This window comes from Plantactinospora sp. WMMB334, from assembly GCF_049179095.1.
GTDB lineage: Bacteria > Actinomycetota > Actinomycetes > Mycobacteriales > Micromonosporaceae > Plantactinospora.
Map to the genome: position 1 here is coordinate 1,101,190 of NZ_JBMHME010000002.1, position 17,167 is coordinate 1,118,356.

Annotated in this window: 13 protein-coding genes and 2 pseudogenes; 14 read left to right on the top strand and 1 reads right to left on the bottom strand. The window is 73.4% G+C overall.

The features are described 5' to 3' along the window. Positions 1–278 precede the first annotated feature (278 nt). From thyX to ACN27G_RS04725, 5 genes are all read left to right on the top strand, one after another. Positions 279–1,022 carry an FAD-dependent thymidylate synthase gene (thyX, locus tag ACN27G_RS04705; RefSeq protein ID WP_421497234.1) on the top strand — a complete coding sequence of 248 codons (744 nt, stop codon included), beginning with the start codon at positions 279–281 and terminating at the stop codon, positions 1,020–1,022. Between the two features lie 46 nt (positions 1,023–1,068). Further along, positions 1,069–1,989 carry a 4-hydroxy-tetrahydrodipicolinate synthase gene (dapA, locus tag ACN27G_RS04710; RefSeq protein WP_421491550.1) on the top strand — a complete coding sequence of 307 codons (921 nt, stop codon included), beginning with the start codon at positions 1,069–1,071 and terminating at the stop codon, positions 1,987–1,989. A 64-nt stretch (positions 1,990–2,053) separates the two neighbouring features. Next, the gene (locus tag ACN27G_RS04715; RefSeq protein WP_421491551.1) at positions 2,054–3,742 is read left to right on the top strand and encodes a ribonuclease J; all 1,689 of its coding nucleotides are present in this window, start codon (positions 2,054–2,056) and stop codon (positions 3,740–3,742) included. Positions 3,743–3,938: 196 nt separating this feature from the next. Next, positions 3,939–5,570 carry a S1 family peptidase gene (locus tag ACN27G_RS04720; RefSeq protein ID WP_421491552.1) on the top strand — a complete coding sequence of 544 codons (1,632 nt, stop codon included), beginning with the start codon at positions 3,939–3,941 and terminating at the stop codon, positions 5,568–5,570. A gap of 99 nt (positions 5,571–5,669) precedes the next feature. After that, positions 5,670–6,068, top strand: coding sequence for a DUF2784 domain-containing protein (locus ACN27G_RS04725; protein ID WP_421491553.1), 399 nt, complete (start codon positions 5,670–5,672; stop codon positions 6,066–6,068). 65 nt (positions 6,069–6,133) lie between these two features. Here ACN27G_RS04725 and ACN27G_RS04730 read toward each other — a convergent pair whose 3' ends face one another. After that, positions 6,134–7,486, bottom strand: a complete 1,353-nt coding sequence (locus tag ACN27G_RS04730) for a YbjN domain-containing protein (protein WP_421491554.1) — start codon at positions 7,484–7,486, stop codon at positions 6,134–6,136. A gap of 245 nt (positions 7,487–7,731) precedes the next feature. On the opposite strand from ACN27G_RS04730, the gene ACN27G_RS04735 reads away from it, so the two are divergent. The 9 genes and pseudogenes from ACN27G_RS04735 to ACN27G_RS04775 all read left to right on the top strand — a co-directional run bounded on the left by ACN27G_RS04735 (position 7,732) and on the right by ACN27G_RS04775 (position 17,120). Further along, positions 7,732–10,200: a DNA translocase FtsK gene (locus tag ACN27G_RS04735; RefSeq protein WP_421491555.1), complete on the top strand. Its 2,469-nt coding sequence runs from the start codon at positions 7,732–7,734 to the stop codon at positions 10,198–10,200. 98 nt (positions 10,201–10,298) lie between these two features. Continuing rightward, positions 10,299–10,997: a helix-turn-helix transcriptional regulator gene (locus ACN27G_RS04740; RefSeq protein ID WP_421491556.1), complete on the top strand. Its 699-nt coding sequence runs from the start codon at positions 10,299–10,301 to the stop codon at positions 10,995–10,997. 47 nt (positions 10,998–11,044) lie between these two features. Beyond that, a complete protein-coding gene (locus ACN27G_RS04745; protein ID WP_421491557.1) occupies positions 11,045–11,548 on the top strand; it encodes a DUF3291 domain-containing protein in 504 nt (167 codons plus the stop codon). A 122-nt stretch (positions 11,549–11,670) separates the two neighbouring features. After that, positions 11,671–11,873, top strand: a pseudogene (locus ACN27G_RS04750) (ornithine cyclodeaminase family protein); the annotation flags it as partial. A 99-nt stretch (positions 11,874–11,972) separates the two neighbouring features. After that, positions 11,973–13,487, top strand: a complete 1,515-nt coding sequence (gene rimO, locus ACN27G_RS04755) for a 30S ribosomal protein S12 methylthiotransferase RimO (RefSeq protein WP_421491558.1) — start codon at positions 11,973–11,975, stop codon at positions 13,485–13,487. A gap of 226 nt (positions 13,488–13,713) precedes the next feature. Further along, the gene (pgsA, locus tag ACN27G_RS04760; RefSeq protein ID WP_421497235.1) at positions 13,714–14,247 is read left to right on the top strand and encodes a CDP-diacylglycerol--glycerol-3-phosphate 3-phosphatidyltransferase; all 534 of its coding nucleotides are present in this window, start codon (positions 13,714–13,716) and stop codon (positions 14,245–14,247) included. A 177-nt stretch (positions 14,248–14,424) separates the two neighbouring features. After that, the gene (locus tag ACN27G_RS04765) at positions 14,425–14,967 is read left to right on the top strand and encodes a CinA family protein (protein ID WP_421491559.1); all 543 of its coding nucleotides are present in this window, start codon (positions 14,425–14,427) and stop codon (positions 14,965–14,967) included. Between the two features lie 240 nt (positions 14,968–15,207). After that, a pseudogene (locus ACN27G_RS04770) lies at positions 15,208–15,537 on the top strand (helix-turn-helix domain-containing protein); the annotation flags it as partial. A 716-nt stretch (positions 15,538–16,253) separates the two neighbouring features. Next, complete coding sequence (locus ACN27G_RS04775) at positions 16,254–17,120, top strand: PspA/IM30 family protein (protein WP_421491560.1); 867 nt, start codon at positions 16,254–16,256, stop codon at positions 17,118–17,120. Positions 17,121–17,167: the final 47 nt, after the last annotated feature.

Below are 17,167 nucleotides of genomic sequence, written 5' to 3' on the forward strand. Positions count from 1 at the left end.
CGCCGCCGGGCCGCGGCACGCTGGCCGGGCCACCGGTGATGCCCGTCTGCCGTCGATCCGCATTCCTGTGGAGTGGGACTGTGGTGGTGCCGCAGGCAACTCGATCCTCCGGTTCCGTCCGGTTGATCCCCCCGTGGGCGGATCCCGCCCAAGGGCCTGGACGGTCCGCCGGGCCGATCGGCCCGGCGGGGCCGGGTGCCGGGGGAGAAGCGACGCCGACAGGGGGTGGTCGGGACGGCGTCGGGGAGGAGAGGACTAGAGTCCCAGGAATGCCGGAGATGGTGGTCCCCCAGGTCAAGGTCATCGCGTGGACGCACTTCGAGCCACCGGAGGACGTGCCGTGGTCGACCGACGCCGACGGAGGCCAGGCGTTGGCCGAATTCGCCGGCCGGGCCTGCTACCAGTCGTGGCGCAAGCCCAACCCGGCCACCGCGACCAACGCCGGATATCTCGCGCACATCCTGGAGAGCCAGCATCTCTCCGTGCTGGAGCACGGCTCGGTGACCTTCTACTTCACCGGCGTGTCGCGCTCGTTCACCCACGAGCTCGTGCGGCACCGGCACTTCTCCTACTCGCAGCTCTCCCAGCGGTATGTGCCGGAGCGCGAGGCCGCGATGGTGGAGCCCGCGGTGATCGCCGAGGACCCGGAGTTGCACAAGCGGTTCGTGGCGGCGGGCGAGGCGAGTCTGCGGGCCTACAACGACCTGCTGGAGGGGCTGGAGCAGCGCTTCGCCGACGTCGAGAATCCGACACTGCGCCGTAAGCAGGCCAGGCAGGCCGCCCGGGCCGTGCTACCGAACGCGACCGAGACCCGGATCGTGGTCACCGGCAACTACCGCGCATGGCGGCACTTCGTGGCGATGCGGGCCACCGAGGGCGCCGACGTGGAGATCCGTGAGCTGGCCGTCGAGTGCCTGCGGCAGCTCCAGCGGGTCGCACCCAACGTCTTCGCCGACTTCACCATCAGCGCGCTGCCGGACGGCACCGAGATCGCCACCAGCCCGTACGCCCAGTTGTCCTGAACCCTTCCCCGCCGGTCGGGCGGCGGCAGTCCGATAGGTTGTTCGCATGACCCACCACCCTGCCAACGCCGATCGGGCGGCACCCCGCCCGTTCGGGCGCCTGCTCACCGCGATGGTGACCCCGTTCGCCGCGGACGGCTCGCTCGATCTCGACGGCGCGGCGCGGCTCGCGGTCCACCTGGTGGAGGAGCAGGGCAACGACGCGCTGGTCGTGAACGGGACCACCGGCGAGTCGCCGACCACCACCGACGCGGAGAAGGAGCGGCTGATCCGCGCGATCGTCGAGGCGGTCGGCGACCGGGCACAGGTGGTCGCCGGGGTGGGCACCAACGACACCCGGCACACCATCGAGCTCGCCGGTGCCGCCGAGAAGGCGGGGGCGCACGGGCTGCTGGTGGTCACGCCGTACTACAACAAGCCACCCCAGGCCGGCCTGATCCGGCACTTCACGGCGGTAGCGGACGCCACGGCCCTGCCGGTGATGCTCTACGACATCCCGCACCGCAGCGGCGTGCCGATCGCCACCGAGACCATGCTCCGACTCGCCGAGCACGAGCGGATCGTCGCGGTGAAGGACGCCAAGGGCGACCTGGTCGCGAGCTCGTCGGTGACCGGCCGGACGGACCTGGCCTACTACTCGGGGGAGGACGCGTTGACCCTCCCCGCGCTCGCGATCGGTGCGGTCGGCCTGGTGGGCACCTCGACGCACCTGACCGGGGCGCCCACCAAGCAGATGATCGAGGCGTACGACCGGGGGGCCGCCGCCGAGGCGCTGGCCCTGCACCGGCGGCTGCTCCCGCTCTTCACCGGGATCTTCCGTACCCAGGGCACCATCCTGGTCAAGGCGGCGCTGGCCGCCCGGGGCCTGCCCGCCGGGCCGGTGCGCCCGCCGCTGGTCGACGCCACCGCGGACGAGATCACCCAGTTGCGCGCGGACTGCGCCGCAGCAGGTCTGGAGCTGCCGTGACCAGGACCGGAGTTGTAATGATCGGGATCAGCGTCATCGGACGGGAGCGAAGCGGGGCGGCGGCATGAGCCAGCCGGGAATTGAGCTGGAACTGCCGCCGGAGCTGCCCGAGGGCGGGCTCCGAATCATGCCGCTGGGCGGGCTCGGTGCCATCGGGCGGAACATGACCGTCTTCGAGTACGACGGGAAGCTGCTGGTCGTCGACTGCGGGGTGCTCTTTCCCGACGTCGAGCAGCCCGGTGTCGACCTGATCCTGCCGGACTTCGCGCCGATCCTGGACCGGCTCGCCGACGTGCAGGCGATCGTGCTCACGCACGGGCACGAGGACCACATCGGCGCCGTGCCCTACCTCCTTGCCCACAAACCAGACATTCCACTCGTCGGCTCGCAGTTCACCCTGGCCCTGGTCGAGGCGAAGCTCGCCGAGCGGCGGATCGAGCCCTACACGCTGACCGTGCGGGAGGGCGGCCGGGAGCGGCTGGGTCCGTTCGAGTGCGAGTTCTTCGCGGTCAACCACTCGATCCCGGACGCGCTCGCGGTGGCGCTCCGGACCCCGGCCGGCCTGGTCCTGCACACCGGCGACTTCAAGATGGACCAGCTCCCGCTGGACGGCCGCATCACCGACCTGGCCGGCTTCGCCCGGCTCGGCGCCGAAGGCGTCGACCTGCTCCTCTCCGACTCGACAAACGCGGAGATCCCCGGCTTCGTCACCCCGGAGCGCGAGATCGGGCCGGTGCTCGACTCGATCTTCGCGAAGGCGCGCGGCCGGATCATCGTCGCCTCGTTCGCCTCGCACGTGCACCGGGTGCAGCAGGTGCTGGACTCCGCCGCCGAACACGGCCGGAAGGTGACCTTCATCGGCCGGTCGATGGTGCGCAACATGGGGATCGCCCGCGACCTCGGGCTGCTCCGGATCGAGCCCGGCCTGGTCGTCGGGCTCGACGAGGCGACCATGCTGCCGCCGGACCAGATCGTGCTGATGTCGACCGGCTCGCAGGGCGAGCCGATGAGCGCGCTGGGCCGGATGGCCACCGGCGACCACCGGCACATCACGGTCGCCCCGGGCGACACGGTGGTGTTGGCCAGCTCGCTGGTGCCGGGCAACGAGACCTCGGTCTACCGGGTGATCAACCAGCTCTCCCGGGCCGGCGCTACCGTCATCCACAAGGACGTGGCCAAGGTGCACGTCTCCGGGCACGCCCCGGCCGGCGAGCTGCTCTATCTCCTCAACGTCGTGCGGCCGAGCAACCTGATGCCGGTGCACGGCGAGTGGCGCCACCTGCGGGCGCACGCCCGGCTCGGCATCGAGTCCGGCGTCGCCGCCGACCGGGTGGTGCTCTGCGAGGACGGCGACGTCGTGGACCTGGTGGAGGGGCATGCCCGGGTGGTCGGCCACCTCCGGAGCCGGTACGTCTACGTCGACGGCCTCGCCGTCGGCGACGTCGGCGAGTCGCTCCTCACCGAGCGGCGCATCCTCGGCGACGGCGGCTTCATCTCGGCGACCGTGGTGGTCGACTCGGTGACCGGAAAGGTGGTCGGTGGTCCCACCGTCTCCGCCAAGGGCTTCTCCGACGACCCGGAGGCGTTCAGCCCGGTGATCCCGCTGATCACCGAGGCGCTCGGCCGGGCCGCCACCGAGGGCATCACCGACCCGCACCAGTTGCAGCAGATCGTCCGCCGCACGGTCGGGCGCTGGGTGAACGACGCCTACCGACGGCGCCCGATGATCGTTCCCACCGTCGTCGAGGTCTGACAACCCCCGGCCAGGCTGTTAGGAAGGGCCCCCGCTACAACAGAAAGCGATAAGAAGGGGCCCTTCCTTCTACGGATCCGTGGTGCTGGCGGTTCAGCTGATCGGGTGTGAGATTGCCCATTGCCGATCCGTTCATCGTCGGGTGCCCGCCGGCCGTACCTTCCCGCGGGCTGCCCGATGGTGAAGGAGGCGATCGATGGATCGCGGACGCGCGACGCGGAGCCGGCGGAGTTCGTCGGCCGGTCGGCGGAGCACGGCACAGCGGCGGGGAATCGCGATCGGCGTGTCGGTGGCGACCGTCGCCGGTCTGGCGGCGGTCACCCTGCCGGCGCTCGCCGAGGAGGATCCGCCGCGACCGGAGCCCGGGGCGGCCGGGCCGTCCCAACAGATCGTCGACGCGCTCCGCCGGGACCTGTCGCTGACCGAGGCGCAGGCGCGCGCCCGGCTGGACCGGGAGCGGTGGGCCCGGGGGACCAGCCAGCGACTGCGTGCCGAACTCGGCTCCGGATACGCGGGCACCTGGCTCGCCGCCGACGGCAACCGGCTGATGGTGGCGGTGACCGAGGAGGCGGGCGCCGAGCGGGTCCGCGGCGCCGGCGCCGAACCGAAGCTGGTCACCCGCAACGCCCGGCAGCTCGACACGGTCAAGGCAAGCCTCGACCGGATCGCCGACGAGGCCACCCCGGACGTTGCCGGCTGGTACGTCGACGTGTCGAACAACCGCGTCGTGGTACGCGCCCAGCCCGGCACCGAGGCGGCCGTCCGGAAGTTCGTGCGGGCCAGTGGCGCGCCGGAGGGCGCGGTCGAGGTGGTCGCCTCGGCGGAGGCGCCGGTGCCGCTGATCGACGTACGCGGCGGCGACCCGTACCTGATCGACGGGCGGGCCCGCTGCTCGATCGGCTTCTCCGTGGTCGGTGGCTTCGTCACCGCCGGCCACTGTGGAGCACCGGGCGCCACCACCAGCAGCCCGGACGGGGTCGCCCAGGGTGTCGTGGCGGCCTCCTCCTTTCCGGGTGACGACTGGGGCGTGGTGGAGACCAACGACGACTTCGTCCCGCAGCCGGTGGTCAACGACTTCGACGGCGGCACGGTGAGCGTCGCCGGCGGGCAGGAGGCGCCGGTCGGCAGCTCGGTCTGCCGGTTCGGCTCCACCACCGGGGCGCGCTGCGGCGTGATCGAGGCGCTGAACGCCACAGTCGTCTACCCGGAGGGCACGGTGACCGGGCTGACCCGGACGAACGTCTGCGCCGAGCCGGGCGACTCCGGCGGTTCCTGGATGTCCGGCGACCAGGCCCAGGGGGTCACCTCGGGCGGCTCCGGCGACTGCACCGTGGGCGGCACCACCTTCTTCCAGCCGCTGACCGAGATCCTCGAGGTCAACGACCTGACCCTGGTCACCACCGAGGGCCCGCCGGCCGAACCGCCGGCCACCACCGGGCCGCCCGCGCCGACCGAGCCGCCCGCCGCGACCGAACCGCCGCCGGCGGGGACCGAGCCGCCGAGCCCGCCGCCGGGCTCGGAGTGTGCCGGGCACAAGGCGCTGAAGGCCGCCACCCTCGGGGCGGGGCGCCGCCAGGTGCAGCCCGCCGGCCGCTACTTCCGGGCCGGGCACGGCCGGCACACCGGCTGCCTGGACGGTCCGGCCAGGGCCAACTTCGACCTGGTACTCCAGAAGTGGAGCCGGGGCGCCTGGCGGACCGTGGCCGTGGCCGCCGGTCCGACCGCCGACGAGCGGATCTCGTACGCCGGTACGGCCGGTTTCTACCGCTACCGGGTGGAGTCCCGGCGCGGCTCCGGAGACTACGTGCTCGGCTTCTCACTGCGCTGAGTGTCGCCCCCTGCACCACCGGCACGGCCGGCGGGCTGAGTATTCGTACCCGGTCCGCCGGCCGCCCGGCTGGGTAGCCTGTGCCGCGGGAGGGCGGCGATGGGGTACCGGTTGTTGGTCACGTTGGTCCTGACGCTGCACTTCGGGTTCCTGGCCTATCTGGTGGTCGGCGGCTTTCTCGCCTGGCGCTGGCCGAGGACGATCTGGCTGCACGCCGGGGCGGCGGCCTGGGGCGTGCTGGTGGTCGCCGCCCAACTGACCTGCCCGCTCACCTACCTGGAGCACTGGGCGCGGCGCCGGGCCGGCGAACACGGCGTCGGGCAGGGCTTCATCGACCGCTACATCGAGGGCGTGGTCTATCCCGAGCGGTACGCCGCGCTCGCCCAGGCACTCGTCGCCGTGCTGGTGCTGGTCTCCTGGGCCGGCCTCCTCCATCGGCTCAGGACGACCGCCCCGCCGCGACCACGGAGGCGGCTGTGGTGGCGAGGGTCGCGCTGACCGATCATGGCCGGCACGGCGGCCGCGACGAGGGCGGCGAACCGCGACGATCGCCCTCGGGGCGGTCAGCGGGCCGACCGTCTCGGGCGGTCGTCGCACCGCCGCTCCACCGACGACGCCGTCCCGGCGTCTGGTCCTCGCTGCGCGTGCGTCCCCCTCTGGGCGTCCGTCATGCTCTGGGCGTCCGTCTCCCGCACCAGTTCCGGATCCATCCACGGCTCCTGGCCGATCCTGGGGGTTGCCGCCTCCGGGTCCGCGACCACCCACTCGTCGTCGGGCGGCCGCCACTCGTCGTCGGGCGGTGGATCCGCCGGCAGCGGCCGGAGCGCCGCACCGGGTGGCCGGCGCTCGGCCAGCCAGCCGGCGATCCGGCCGGACTGGTGGCCCGTCCCGTTGCGGGCGTCGAACCGGCCGGCCAGGTCCTCGGCGGTGGCCGTCAACTCGGCACCGAGCGCGGCCACGCTGAGGTCGGCGGCGTGCCGCTGCGCGTACCCGGGACGGTGGACCGGATATCGCGCGAAGCCGTCCGCGCCGGCCAGCCGGCAGAGCAGCGCCCCGGCGGCGGCGAACTCCAGTGCGGACGCCTCGTCGTACGGCTGGTCCAGCGCCGGCAGGTGCCGGGCGAGGATCTCCAGGCCGCGTCCGTGGTGACCGGCCAGGGCGCAGAACCGCAGGTGGTCGGCGAGGAACGGGAGGCCGTCCCGCTCCCGCCGGTGTCGCCGGTAGGCGCGGACGTGTGCGTCGCCCGCCTCGTCGTACCGGCCCAGCCTCAGGTAGGCCAGCTGGATGGTGCCGAGGGCGCGTTCCGGCTGGTCGGGGCAGCGGTACGTGCCGGCGAGCAGCGGAGCGACGATCTCCAGTGCCTCGGTCCAGCAGCCCCAGCCGACCAGTAGGCGTGCCTGGTCGGCCGCCTCGCAGTCGGCGCAGCCGCCGGAGTCGTCGACGGGTGCGGCCCGCCATCGCGCCAGCCACCGGCGGGCGGTCGCCTCGGCACCGATGTGGTCGGCGATCCGGCAGCGCAGTGCGTACACCGGGCGCCGGCTCTGCCCTGCGGACCCGAGCCGGCGCTCCAGGCCGTCGAGGGCGGCTCCGGTGCGGGTCAGCCCGATGCGGGAGGTGCCGCAGAGCGCCGCCACCGCCGTCCGGTGATGGCGGCGCAGCCGCACGATCTCCACCGGGTCGAGCACTCCCGGCGTCCGGTCGGCGGCGGCGAGACACCACTGCACGGCCGGCAGCATCCGCCAGGGCTCGACCCGCTGCTTCACCTCGACCAGGACCAGCCGGGCCGCGACGCCGACCCGCACGTCCCCGGCGGCGTCGGCGTATGCGACGATCCGGTCCAGGTCCGCCATCTTGGCCGCGCCGTCCGGCTGGTCCCGGGCGTCGGCCAGGGCGGCGAGCAGCCGGTCGGGGCTCACCGGGCCGTGCGGGTGGGTCGGGTCACCGTGCGGGTGGGTCGGGTCATGGCGGGTCTCCGTTCGCGGGTCGGGGCCGGCCGGACGAGATTTTACTCAGGGTCATGACCTGGACACGGTCGTGCCGCGCCCCTGTGCGCCGGGACGTCGACCTGGCGGATGCCGGCGGTGTGAATCTTGAGGTAACTGACCGGACACGACGCGCAAAGGCGGGGAATCCTCGGCGGACGACGCTAACGTGTGAACTTATGGCGGGCCGTGCCTCCTCTCAGGCGAACCGGCGCCGGAGCGGGTCGACCACCCGTTCCGGCGCTAGTCGGGCGGGCAACACCCGGGGACGGCAGCCGGCCCGGGGCCGGGCCGCGGCCGCTCGCCGGCCGACCCGGACCAGCCCGGCGGCGTACGTCGGCCGGGCGGTCGGCGCGATGTGGATGGGGCTGGCGCACAGCGTCGGCTGGGCCATGCGAGCGGCCGGCCGGCAGGCCGCCACCGCCCGTGACATCGATCCGGAGCACCGCCGCGACGGCGCCGGCCTGTTCCTGCTCGGCCTGGCCATCCTCAGCGCGGTGGCGGTCTGGTTCTCGTCGGCGGGGCCGGTGGGTGGCCGACTCGCCGACACCATCCGGCTCTTCTTCGGCGCGATCTCCATCGTGCTGCCGATCCTGCTGCTGATCGGTTCCGTCCGGCTGATGCGTGCGCCCGCCGAGCCGGAATACCGGGGCCGAGGGCTGGTCGGCTGGACGGCGCTGATCGTCGGGACGGCGGCGCTGCTGCACATCGGACAACGTCCGGTGAACAACGCGGAGCGGGACTTCGCCGGTGGCCTGATCGGGGCCGGGATCGGCGGGCCGCTGGAGCGTGCCGTCAGCGCCTGGGTGGCCGTACCGCTGCTGGTGCTCCTGCTGCTCTTCGGGCTGCTGGTGGTGACCGCCACCCCGATCAACAAGATCCCGGAGCGGCTCGGCCTGCTGGCCGGCGCGGTGCTGGGCCGGCCGGAGTCCGACGAGGACGCCGAGGCGGAACCGGAGCGCGGCGCCGATGGCCGCCGACCTCGCCGCCGCCCCGCACCGCGCCCGGAGCCGCTCGACGACGAGGAACCGGGATACGAGATCGGCTCCCCGGAGCACGAGACCGTGTCACCGCCCCGCCGGTCGGGCAGGGTGCCGGCGGCCCGGAAGGCGACGGAGCCGCCGGAGCACTCGCCGGTGCCGACCCGGGCGGAGCAGTTGGCGATCACCGGGCTGGCCGGCGACTACGCCCTGCCGCCGGGCAACCTGCTGCGCCCCGGTGCCGCGCCGAAGAGTCGCAGCCGGGCCAACGACGAGGTGATCGCCGCGCTCACCGGGGTCTTCGAGCAGTTCGACGTGGACGCCGCGGTGACCGGCTTCACCCGGGGCCCGACCGTCACCCGGTACGAGGTCGAGCTGGGCCACGGCGTGAAGGTGGAGCGGATCACCCAGCTGTCCCGCAACATCGCGTACGCCGTCAAGTCCCCCGACGTGCGGATCCTCAGCCCCATCCCGGGCAAGAGCGCGGTCGGGGTCGAGATCCCGAACAGCGACCGGGAGGACGTGGCCCTCGGCGACGTGCTCCGGTCCCGGGCGGCGACCTCCGACCACCATTCGATGCTGGTGGCGCTCGGCAAGGACATCGAGGGCGGCTTCGTGGTCGCCAACCTGGCCAAGATGCCGCACATCCTCATCGCCGGCGCCACGGGTGCCGGCAAGTCGAGTTGTCTGAACAGTCTTCTCGTCTCCATCCTGACCCGGGCCACCCCGGACGAGGTGCGGCTGCTGCTGATCGACCCGAAGCGGGTCGAGATGAGCAACTACGAGGGGATCCCGCACCTGGTCACCCCGATCGTGACCAACCCGAAGAAGGCGGCGGACTCGCTGGACTGGGTCGTCCGCGAGATGGACATGCGCTACGACGACCTCGCCGCGGCCGGCGTACGCCACATCGACGACTACAACCGCAAGGTGCGCGCCGGCCAGATCAAGCCGCCGCCCGGCAGCGAGCGGGAGATCCGGCCGTACCCCTACCTCCTGGTCATCGTCGACGAGTTGGCCGACCTGATGATGGTCGCACCGCGCGACGTGGAGGACTCGGTCGTCCGGATCACCCAGCTCGCCCGGGCCGCCGGCATCCACCTGGTGCTGGCCACCCAGCGCCCGTCGGTCGACGTGGTGACCGGCCTGATCAAGGCGAACGTCCCCTCCCGGCTCGCCTTCGCCACCTCGTCGCTGGCCGACTCCCGGGTCATCCTCGACCAGCCGGGTGCGGAGAAGCTGATCGGCCGGGGTGACGGGCTGTTCCTGCCGATGGGCGCATCCAAGCCGGTGCGCATCCAGGGCGCCTGGGTAACCGAGAACGAGATCAACGACATCGTCAAGTTCTGCAAGGACCAGCGGGAGCCGGAGTTCCGGCCCGACGTGCTGACCCCGGCGCAGGACGGCAAGAAGAAGATCGACGAGGAGGTCGGCGACGATCTCGACCTGCTCGTGCAGGCGATCGAGCTCGTCGTCACCTCGCAGTTCGGCTCCACCTCGATGCTCCAGCGCAAGCTGCGGGTCGGCTTCGCCAAGGCCGGCCGGCTGATGGACCTGATGGAGACCCGGGGCATCGTCGGGCCCTCCGAGGGCTCCAAGGCCCGGGACGTGCTGGTCAAGCCGGACGAGCTGGAGGAGGCGCTGGCGGCCCTCCGCCCGCCGGAGTGACCGGCGTTCCGCCCGCAGGAGTGACCGGCGTTCCGGCCGCAGGAGTGACCGGCTCTCCGCCCGCCGGAGTGACCGGCGCTCCGGCCTAGGCTGGGCGGATGGCGAGCCTGGATGATCTGGAACCCGGCCTCGACGCCGTCTCGGCGCTGGTCGATCCGGTCCGGCGGGCGGCGTACCGGGTGGTGGCCGGCGCCGGGACGGAGCCGCTGGGGCGGGACGAGGTGGCCGCCGAACTCGGCATCGGGCGTACCCTCGCCGCCTTCCACCTGGACAAGCTGGTCGACGCGGGGTTGCTGACCGTCACCCTGGCACGCCGGTCCGGACGCTCCGGGCCCGGTGCCGGCCGTCCGGCCAAGCTCTACCGGCGGGCGCCGGGCGAGCACGTCGTCAGCGTGCCGCCCCGGGCGTACCGGACCGGCGCGGAGTTGCTCGCCGAGACCGTGCTGCGGCTCGGCGGGGAGGACACCCTCTTCGAGGTGGCGGGGGAGCGGGGCCGTACGGCCGGCGCGGCGGTCGCACCGGGCGCGGATCTGTTGGACGTGTTGCACACCCACGGCTACGCGCCGGCGGCGGGCGAGGAGACCGTCCGGTTGCGCAACTGCCCGTTCCACCAACTCGCCGACGAGTTCCCGCCGGTGGTCTGCGGGATGAACCTGGCCCTGCTGAGCGGGCTGCTGGTCGGTGCGGGGCGGCCGGAGTGGCGGGCCAGGCTCGATCCACTGCCGGGCCTCTGTTGCGTGGTGCTGGAGCGCCGCGGGAAGGGCGCCGCCGAGGGCGGCGCGGCGGAGCCGTTGTAAAACCAATCAGGATTGACAAAGAAATCTTCGGCTGCTTCGCTGCGGGAATGACATACCACCTCGCGCAACTCAACACGGCCCGGCTGCGGGCGCCGTTGGACGACCCACTGATGGCGGACTTCGTGGCCGACCTGCCGGCCCTGAACGGGCTCGCCGACGCCTCGCCCGGCTTCGTCTGGCGGTTGCGGGACGATGACGGCGCCGACGCCACCGCGCTGCGCCCGTTCGGGCCTGACCTGCTGGTCAACCTCACGGTCTGGGAGTCCGTGTCGGCGCTGCGGGACTATGTCTACCGCAGCCCGCACCTGGAGTCGCTGCGCCGCCGCCGGGAGTGGTTCCATCCCGCCGGTACCGATCCGTACCTGGTGCTCTGGTGGCTGCCCGCAGGTGAGCTGCCCACCCTGAACGAGGCGCGGGCCCGGCTCGACCGGCTCGCCCGCACCGGGCCGACATCGGCGGCCTTCACTCTCCGGCACCCGTTTCCGGCGCCGGTTGCCGACGCGCGCCCGGCGCCCACCATCCGGACCGCAGTTGACCTTGGCCGTGGTTGAGCTATCGGAATCGGCTGATGACCCTGTTCGTCACGGACGCCGAGGCGCCGGCCAGGCTGGACGCCGCAACGGCCGTGCGGTGGACGCCGCAACGGCCGTGCGGGCGGTCCGGGAGGCCCTGCTCGCGGCGCACCGGGGCGCTCGGCGGGATTGCCGTCGACTCCCTCACCGGCCGGACGCGGCCACCCTGGGCGTGATCGGCGCCGATGGCCAGGTCTGGGCGCAGGTCTGGGCGCAGGTCTGGGCGATCGCGGCGGTGCGCCGGCTGCGCGAGGTGGCGGTCTTCTGCCGCACCCCCGCCGGTCGGGAGAAGTTCGCGGCCCGGCGGGCGGCGAGGCGTTCCTGTTCGATCGGCTGACCCGGTCGGGTCGACCGGCCGGGGTAGCGCCGTGACGGGCTCGCCCGGCTCTCCCGGTACCCTCGGATGGTGTCTGCCGCTTCCTCCCCATCGACCGCCGGCCGCCGGGTCGCCCTGCTCACCCTCGGCTGTGCCCGCAACGAGGTCGACTCGGAGGAGTTGGCCGCCCGGCTGCACGCCGACGGCTGGCAGGTGACCACCGACGGCGAGGGCGCCGACGTGGTGCTGGTCAACACCTGCGGTTTCGTGGAAAAGGCCAAGCAGGACTCGATCCAGACGCTGCTCGCCGCTGCCGACACCGGCGCCAGGGTGGTGGCGGCGGGTTGCATGGCCGAGCGGTACGGCCGGGAACTCGCCGAGGGCATGCCCGAGGCGGGTGCCGTGCTCAGCTTCGACGACTATCCCGACATCTCGGACCGGCTGCACGAGGTGCTGGCCGGCAAGGAGATTCCCGCGCACGCGCCCCGGGACCGGCGCGAGCTGCTGCCGCTGACCCCGGTGGCCCGGCAGGGCGGCGCGGTCGTGCTTCCGGGCCACGGTGACGCCGCCGCCCGGCCGGCCGGCGGCACGCTGGTGGCCGACGAGCACACCCCCGCGCACCTGCGCCCGGTGCTGCGGCACCGGCTCGACTCCGGCCCGGTCGCCTCGCTGAAGCTCGCCAGCGGCTGCGACCGGCGCTGCGCGTTCTGCGCCATCCCGACCTTCCGTGGCGCCTTCGTCTCGCGTACTCCCGACGACCTGCTGGCCGAGGCGGAGTGGCTGGCCCGTTCCGGAGTCCGGGAACTGGTGCTGGTCAGCGAGAATTCCACCTCCTACGGCAAGGACCTCGGCGACCCCCGGCTGCTGGAGAAGCTGCTGCCGCAGCTCGCCTCGGTCGACGGCATCGTCCGGGTCCGGGCCAGCTACCTCCAGCCGGCGGAGACCCGCCCCGGACTGGTCGAGGTGATCGCCACCACGCCCGGGGTCGCGCCCTACTTCGACCTGTCGTTCCAGCACTCCAGCGAGGCGGTGCTGCGCCGGATGCGCCGGTTCGGCTCGACCGGGCGCTTTCTCGACCTGCTCGCGACGGTGCGGGAGTTCACCCCCGACGCCGGGGCGCGGAGCAACGTCATCGTCGGCTTCCCCGGCGAGACCCGGGCGGACGTCAAGGAGCTGGAACGCTTTCTCGTCGCCGCCAGGCTGGACGCGATCGGCGTCTTCGACTACAGCGACGAGGACGGCACCGAGGCGGCCACCCTGCCCGGCAAGGTGCCGGCGGCCACGGTCCGACGCCGCTACGACCGGCTCTGCGCGATTGTCGACGAGATCTGCTCGCAGCGGGCCGAGGAGCGGCTCGGCTCCACGGTCGAGGTGCTTGTCGACTCGACCGACGGTGGTGTGGTGGAGGGCCGGGCGGCACACCAGGCACCGGAGGTGGACGGTTCGACCACTCTGGTCGCCCCGGCCGCGGGTGGCGGGGTGGAGCTGGGCGCGTTGCACCCGGGTGACCTCGTCCGGGCCACCGTCACCGGCACCGAGGGCGTGGACCTGGTGGCCGTACCCGAGGAGATGGTCTCGGCGGCGCCGCGTGGGGCACGGTGAACGCGGTGATCACGGTGGGCGCGGCGGCGCGGTCGGAAGATCGCTGTCGCCGCGTCGGCGCGGGCGACGGGATCCGGTCGTGACCGAGGCGGCGGAGCCGGCGGCGACCGCGGCCGGTGCGCCGGCGCAGGGCCGCACCGGAACGGGTGTCGGGGCGGGGCGGAGCGGGACCGACGCCGGGACGGCCGGAGAGCCGGCTCCGTCCGGCCGGGTCGGCCCGGTCCCGGTGGTCAACGCGGCCAACGGGCTGACCGCGCTCAGGCTGGCGCTGGTGCCGGTCTTCGTCGGGTTGGTGCTCGCCTCCGGGATGGTGCACTCCGGTTGGCGGGTGGCGGCCTGCCTGATCTTCGTCTTCGCCTCCGTGACGGATCTGGTCGACGGGTGGATCGCGCGTCGCTATGCGCTGGTCACGTCGTTCGGCAAGGTGGCGGACCCGATTGCGGACAAGGCGCTGACCGGTACCGCCCTGATACTACTGTCGTGGTATGACCGTATTCCGTGGTGGATAACCGTACTCATCCTGGTTCGCGAGTTCGGGATCACGCTGATGCGCTTCTGGGTGATCCGGTACGGCGTGATCGCGGCCAGCCGGGGTGGCAAGGCCAAGACCGCGGTCCAGATCCTGGCCATCGTCTGGTATCTCTGGCCGGTGCCGGCCGGCCTGACCGGTGTGGGGCCGTGGATCCTCGGCGTCGCCGTCCTGGTGACCGTGGTCACCGGGCTCGACTACGTCGTGCGTGCGCTGCGGCTGCGGCGCTGACCGTCGAGTCGGCCCGGCGCCCGAGTGCGATCGGAGTTCGGGGCTGACGAGGGCCCGGAGACGGGGGCCTCCCGGAGACGGGGCTCACGGAGACCGGGGGCCCGGGGACGGGGGGCCCGGAGACCGGGCCCGGGGGCGACGGGAGTTCGGTCCGGCTGGGAGACCGAGGAGGATCGGATGGAGGATGTCGCGCGGGCGGCCGACACCTCGGCCGCGGCAGTCGTGCACGCCCTTGCCGACCAGGGCGCCACCCTGGCCGTGGTCGAGTCGCTCACCGGTGGCCTGCTGGCCGCGACGATCGTCGACATCGCCGGGGTCAGCAGCGTGTTCCGGGGTGGTCTGGTGGCGTACTCGACCGAGTTGAAGGCGTCGCTGGTGGGCGTACCGACGGACCTGCTCGCCGGCCGGGGGCCGGTCGACCCGGACGTGGCGGTGGCGCTGGCCGAGGGTGGCCGGCTGCGCTGCGGTGCGGACTGGTGCCTCTCCACCACCGGGGTCGCCGGCCCGGAGCCACAGGGCGGTAAGCCGGTCGGGCTGGTCTACGTGGCCGCGGCGGGGCCGCCGGGCACCGTCGTACGGCGGCTGGACCTCGCCGGCAACCGCCTGCGGATCAGGATCGGTGCGGTGGCAGGGGCGCTGCGGCTGCTCGCCGACCGGTTGCACGCGGAGGCCGGCGAGACCCGGTCGGCGGTGCGCGCTGATCCACGGGTGACCCCGTGAGCAGCCGCGCGGGGCGGCGGTCGACCTGCGGTCGGGTGACGGCGGGAAATATCGGACCGTCGGGGCGGGATGTCGTCGGCGGCCACACCGGGTACGGTTGCGGGAAGGCTCGGGCGGTTGACGTCGCGGTCCCACCGCTGCGGCTGTGGCGGGTGGATCTCGCCGCGGTGCGGCGGGGGCGGGTGGCGGCGACGGCCCGATGTCCGGTCAGTGGCCTGAGCCCGCGACACGGGAGGTGCGATGGTCCTGCTACGCCGGGTGATCGGTGACGCGTTACGGGCGCGCCGGCAGGGACAGCACCGGACCCTGCGCGAGGTCTCGTCCGCCGCCAACGTCAGTCTGGGCTACCTCTCCGAGATCGAGCGAGGGCAGAAGGAAGCGTCGAGCGAGCTGCTGGCGGCCATCTGCGACGCGCTCGGTGCCCGCCTCTCCGAGCTGCTCCGTGACGTCAGTGACACCGTCGAGCTGGCCGAAGGGCTGCCGGGGGTGCTGGTGCCGGTGCAGGACGGACCGGCGACCGGGCGTGACACCGCCACGCCGGGCGAAACCGGTCGGCGCGAGGCTGCTGGGCACGAGGCCGCTGGGCGCGAGGCCGTCGAGCCGCTGGCCGTCGAGCCGCTGGCCGTCGAGCCGCTGGCCGCCGGGCCGGTGCGGCAGCCGGCCGGGGCCGAGCCGGTCCGACCGGCGGCGGCTGCGGAGCCGGCCCAGAGCCAGCCCGCCGTGCAGCCGGCCCAGGCGCAGCCGGCGCGGGCGGACGCGTCGCCGCACCGACCGGCGCTGACCGACAGGCCCCTGCGCACCCTCGCCGAGCCGGGCGTGTCCCACCAGCTCGGCGCCGAGCCGGTACGGCAGATCGCGACCGACGGCACCGTATCCGTGACGGTGCGGCAGGAATCCCCGCTCAAGACGACGCTGCGGGCCACCCGCCGGATCCAGCCGCCCGGCGACCCCGAGCGGGCGGCCAGCTCCGAGCGGGACGTCGTCTGCGTCGGTTGAGTCCACGCCGGCTGACGGCGGGCCGGCCCGCTCGCCCGGTCCCGACCGGCCTGTTGCGGATCGTCGGGCCCCGAGGCTCCGGTTGCGGATCGTCGGCGAGCCGAAGGTGTGGCTCGTCCGGGGCCCACCGCGTTACGGTGGGCCCCTAGCGGCATATCCGGCGGATATCCCCCTGAGGTCGTATGCCGGAGTGGCGCGATCCTGGGACGATGGAGATCCTGTCGTGCGGGCGCCTTTCCGGGCCGGCCGACACGGTCACCGGAATGATGACACTGAGGGGATATCGGGACATGGCGAACCCGTTCGTCAAGGGCTGGCGCTACATGATGGCGCTCTTCGGCGCCAAGATCGATGAGTACGCCGATCCCAAGGTGCAGATCCAGCAGGCCATCGAGGAGGCGCAGCGCCAACACCAGGCGCTGGTCCAGCAGGCGGCGGCCGTCATCGGCAACCAGCGCCAGCTCGAGATGCGGCTGTCCCGGCAGATGTCCGAGGTCGAGCGCTTGCAGGGGATGGCGCGCCAGGCCCTGGTGCTCGCCGACCGGGCCCGCGGGTCGGGCGACGAGGCCGAGGCCAACAAGTACGAGCAGACCGCGCAGACCGTCGCCACCCAGCTCGTCGCCGCCGAGCAGTCGACCGAGGATCTCAAGACCCTGCACGACCAGGCGATCGGTGCCGCGGCCCAGGCGCGCCGGGCGGTCGAGAACAACTCGATGGTCCTTCAACAGAAGCTGGCCGAGCGGGCCAAGCTGCTCAGCCAGCTCGAGCAGGCCAAGATGCAGGAGAGCGTGGCCCGCTCGCTGGAGTCGATGTCCGCGCTCGCCGCGCCCCGCAACACCCCCTCGCTGGACGAGGTGCGGGACCGCATCGAGCAGCGGTACGCCAACGCGATGGGCCGGGCCGAGCTGGCCGGCAACTCCGTCGAGGGTCGGATGCTGGAGATCCAGAAGTCCACCCTCGACCTGGCGGGCGCCTCCCGGCTGGAGCAGATCCGCTCCAGCATGGCCGGGGAGAAGCTGGGTGGCACGGCCAGCCCGGCCGTGGAGCCGGCAGCTCCGGCGGCGGACCCGGCAGGTGTGGCCCGGCTCGACGAGATCCGCGCCAGCCTCGGCCGGGACAAGCAGGCCGGCGGTGGGAGCAGCAGCACGGCCAGCTGAGCCGGGCCGATCCCGCGAGAGGGCGACGGTAGGGCAGTGGAGCCGCC

Coding starts and splice junctions, on each gene's coding strand:
- ACN27G_RS04745 (WP_421491557.1), top strand. CDS start 11,045: ATGACATACCACCTCGCGCAACTCAACACGGCCCGGCTGCGGGCGCCG.
- dapA (WP_421491550.1), top strand. CDS start 1,069: ATGACCCACCACCCTGCCAACGCCGATCGGGCGGCACCCCGCCCGTTC.
- ACN27G_RS04775 (WP_421491560.1), top strand. CDS start 16,254: ATGGCGAACCCGTTCGTCAAGGGCTGGCGCTACATGATGGCGCTCTTC.
- thyX (WP_421497234.1), top strand. CDS start 279: ATGGTGGTCCCCCAGGTCAAGGTCATCGCGTGGACGCACTTCGAGCCA.
- ACN27G_RS04735 (WP_421491555.1), top strand. CDS start 7,732: ATGGCGGGCCGTGCCTCCTCTCAGGCGAACCGGCGCCGGAGCGGGTCG.
- ACN27G_RS04765 (WP_421491559.1), top strand. CDS start 14,425: ATGGAGGATGTCGCGCGGGCGGCCGACACCTCGGCCGCGGCAGTCGTG.
- ACN27G_RS04725 (WP_421491553.1), top strand. CDS start 5,670: ATGGGGTACCGGTTGTTGGTCACGTTGGTCCTGACGCTGCACTTCGGG.
- ACN27G_RS04715 (WP_421491551.1), top strand. CDS start 2,054: ATGAGCCAGCCGGGAATTGAGCTGGAACTGCCGCCGGAGCTGCCCGAG.
- ACN27G_RS04720 (WP_421491552.1), top strand. CDS start 3,939: ATGGATCGCGGACGCGCGACGCGGAGCCGGCGGAGTTCGTCGGCCGGT.
- ACN27G_RS04740 (WP_421491556.1), top strand. CDS start 10,299: ATGGCGAGCCTGGATGATCTGGAACCCGGCCTCGACGCCGTCTCGGCG.
- rimO (WP_421491558.1), top strand. CDS start 11,973: ATGGTGTCTGCCGCTTCCTCCCCATCGACCGCCGGCCGCCGGGTCGCC.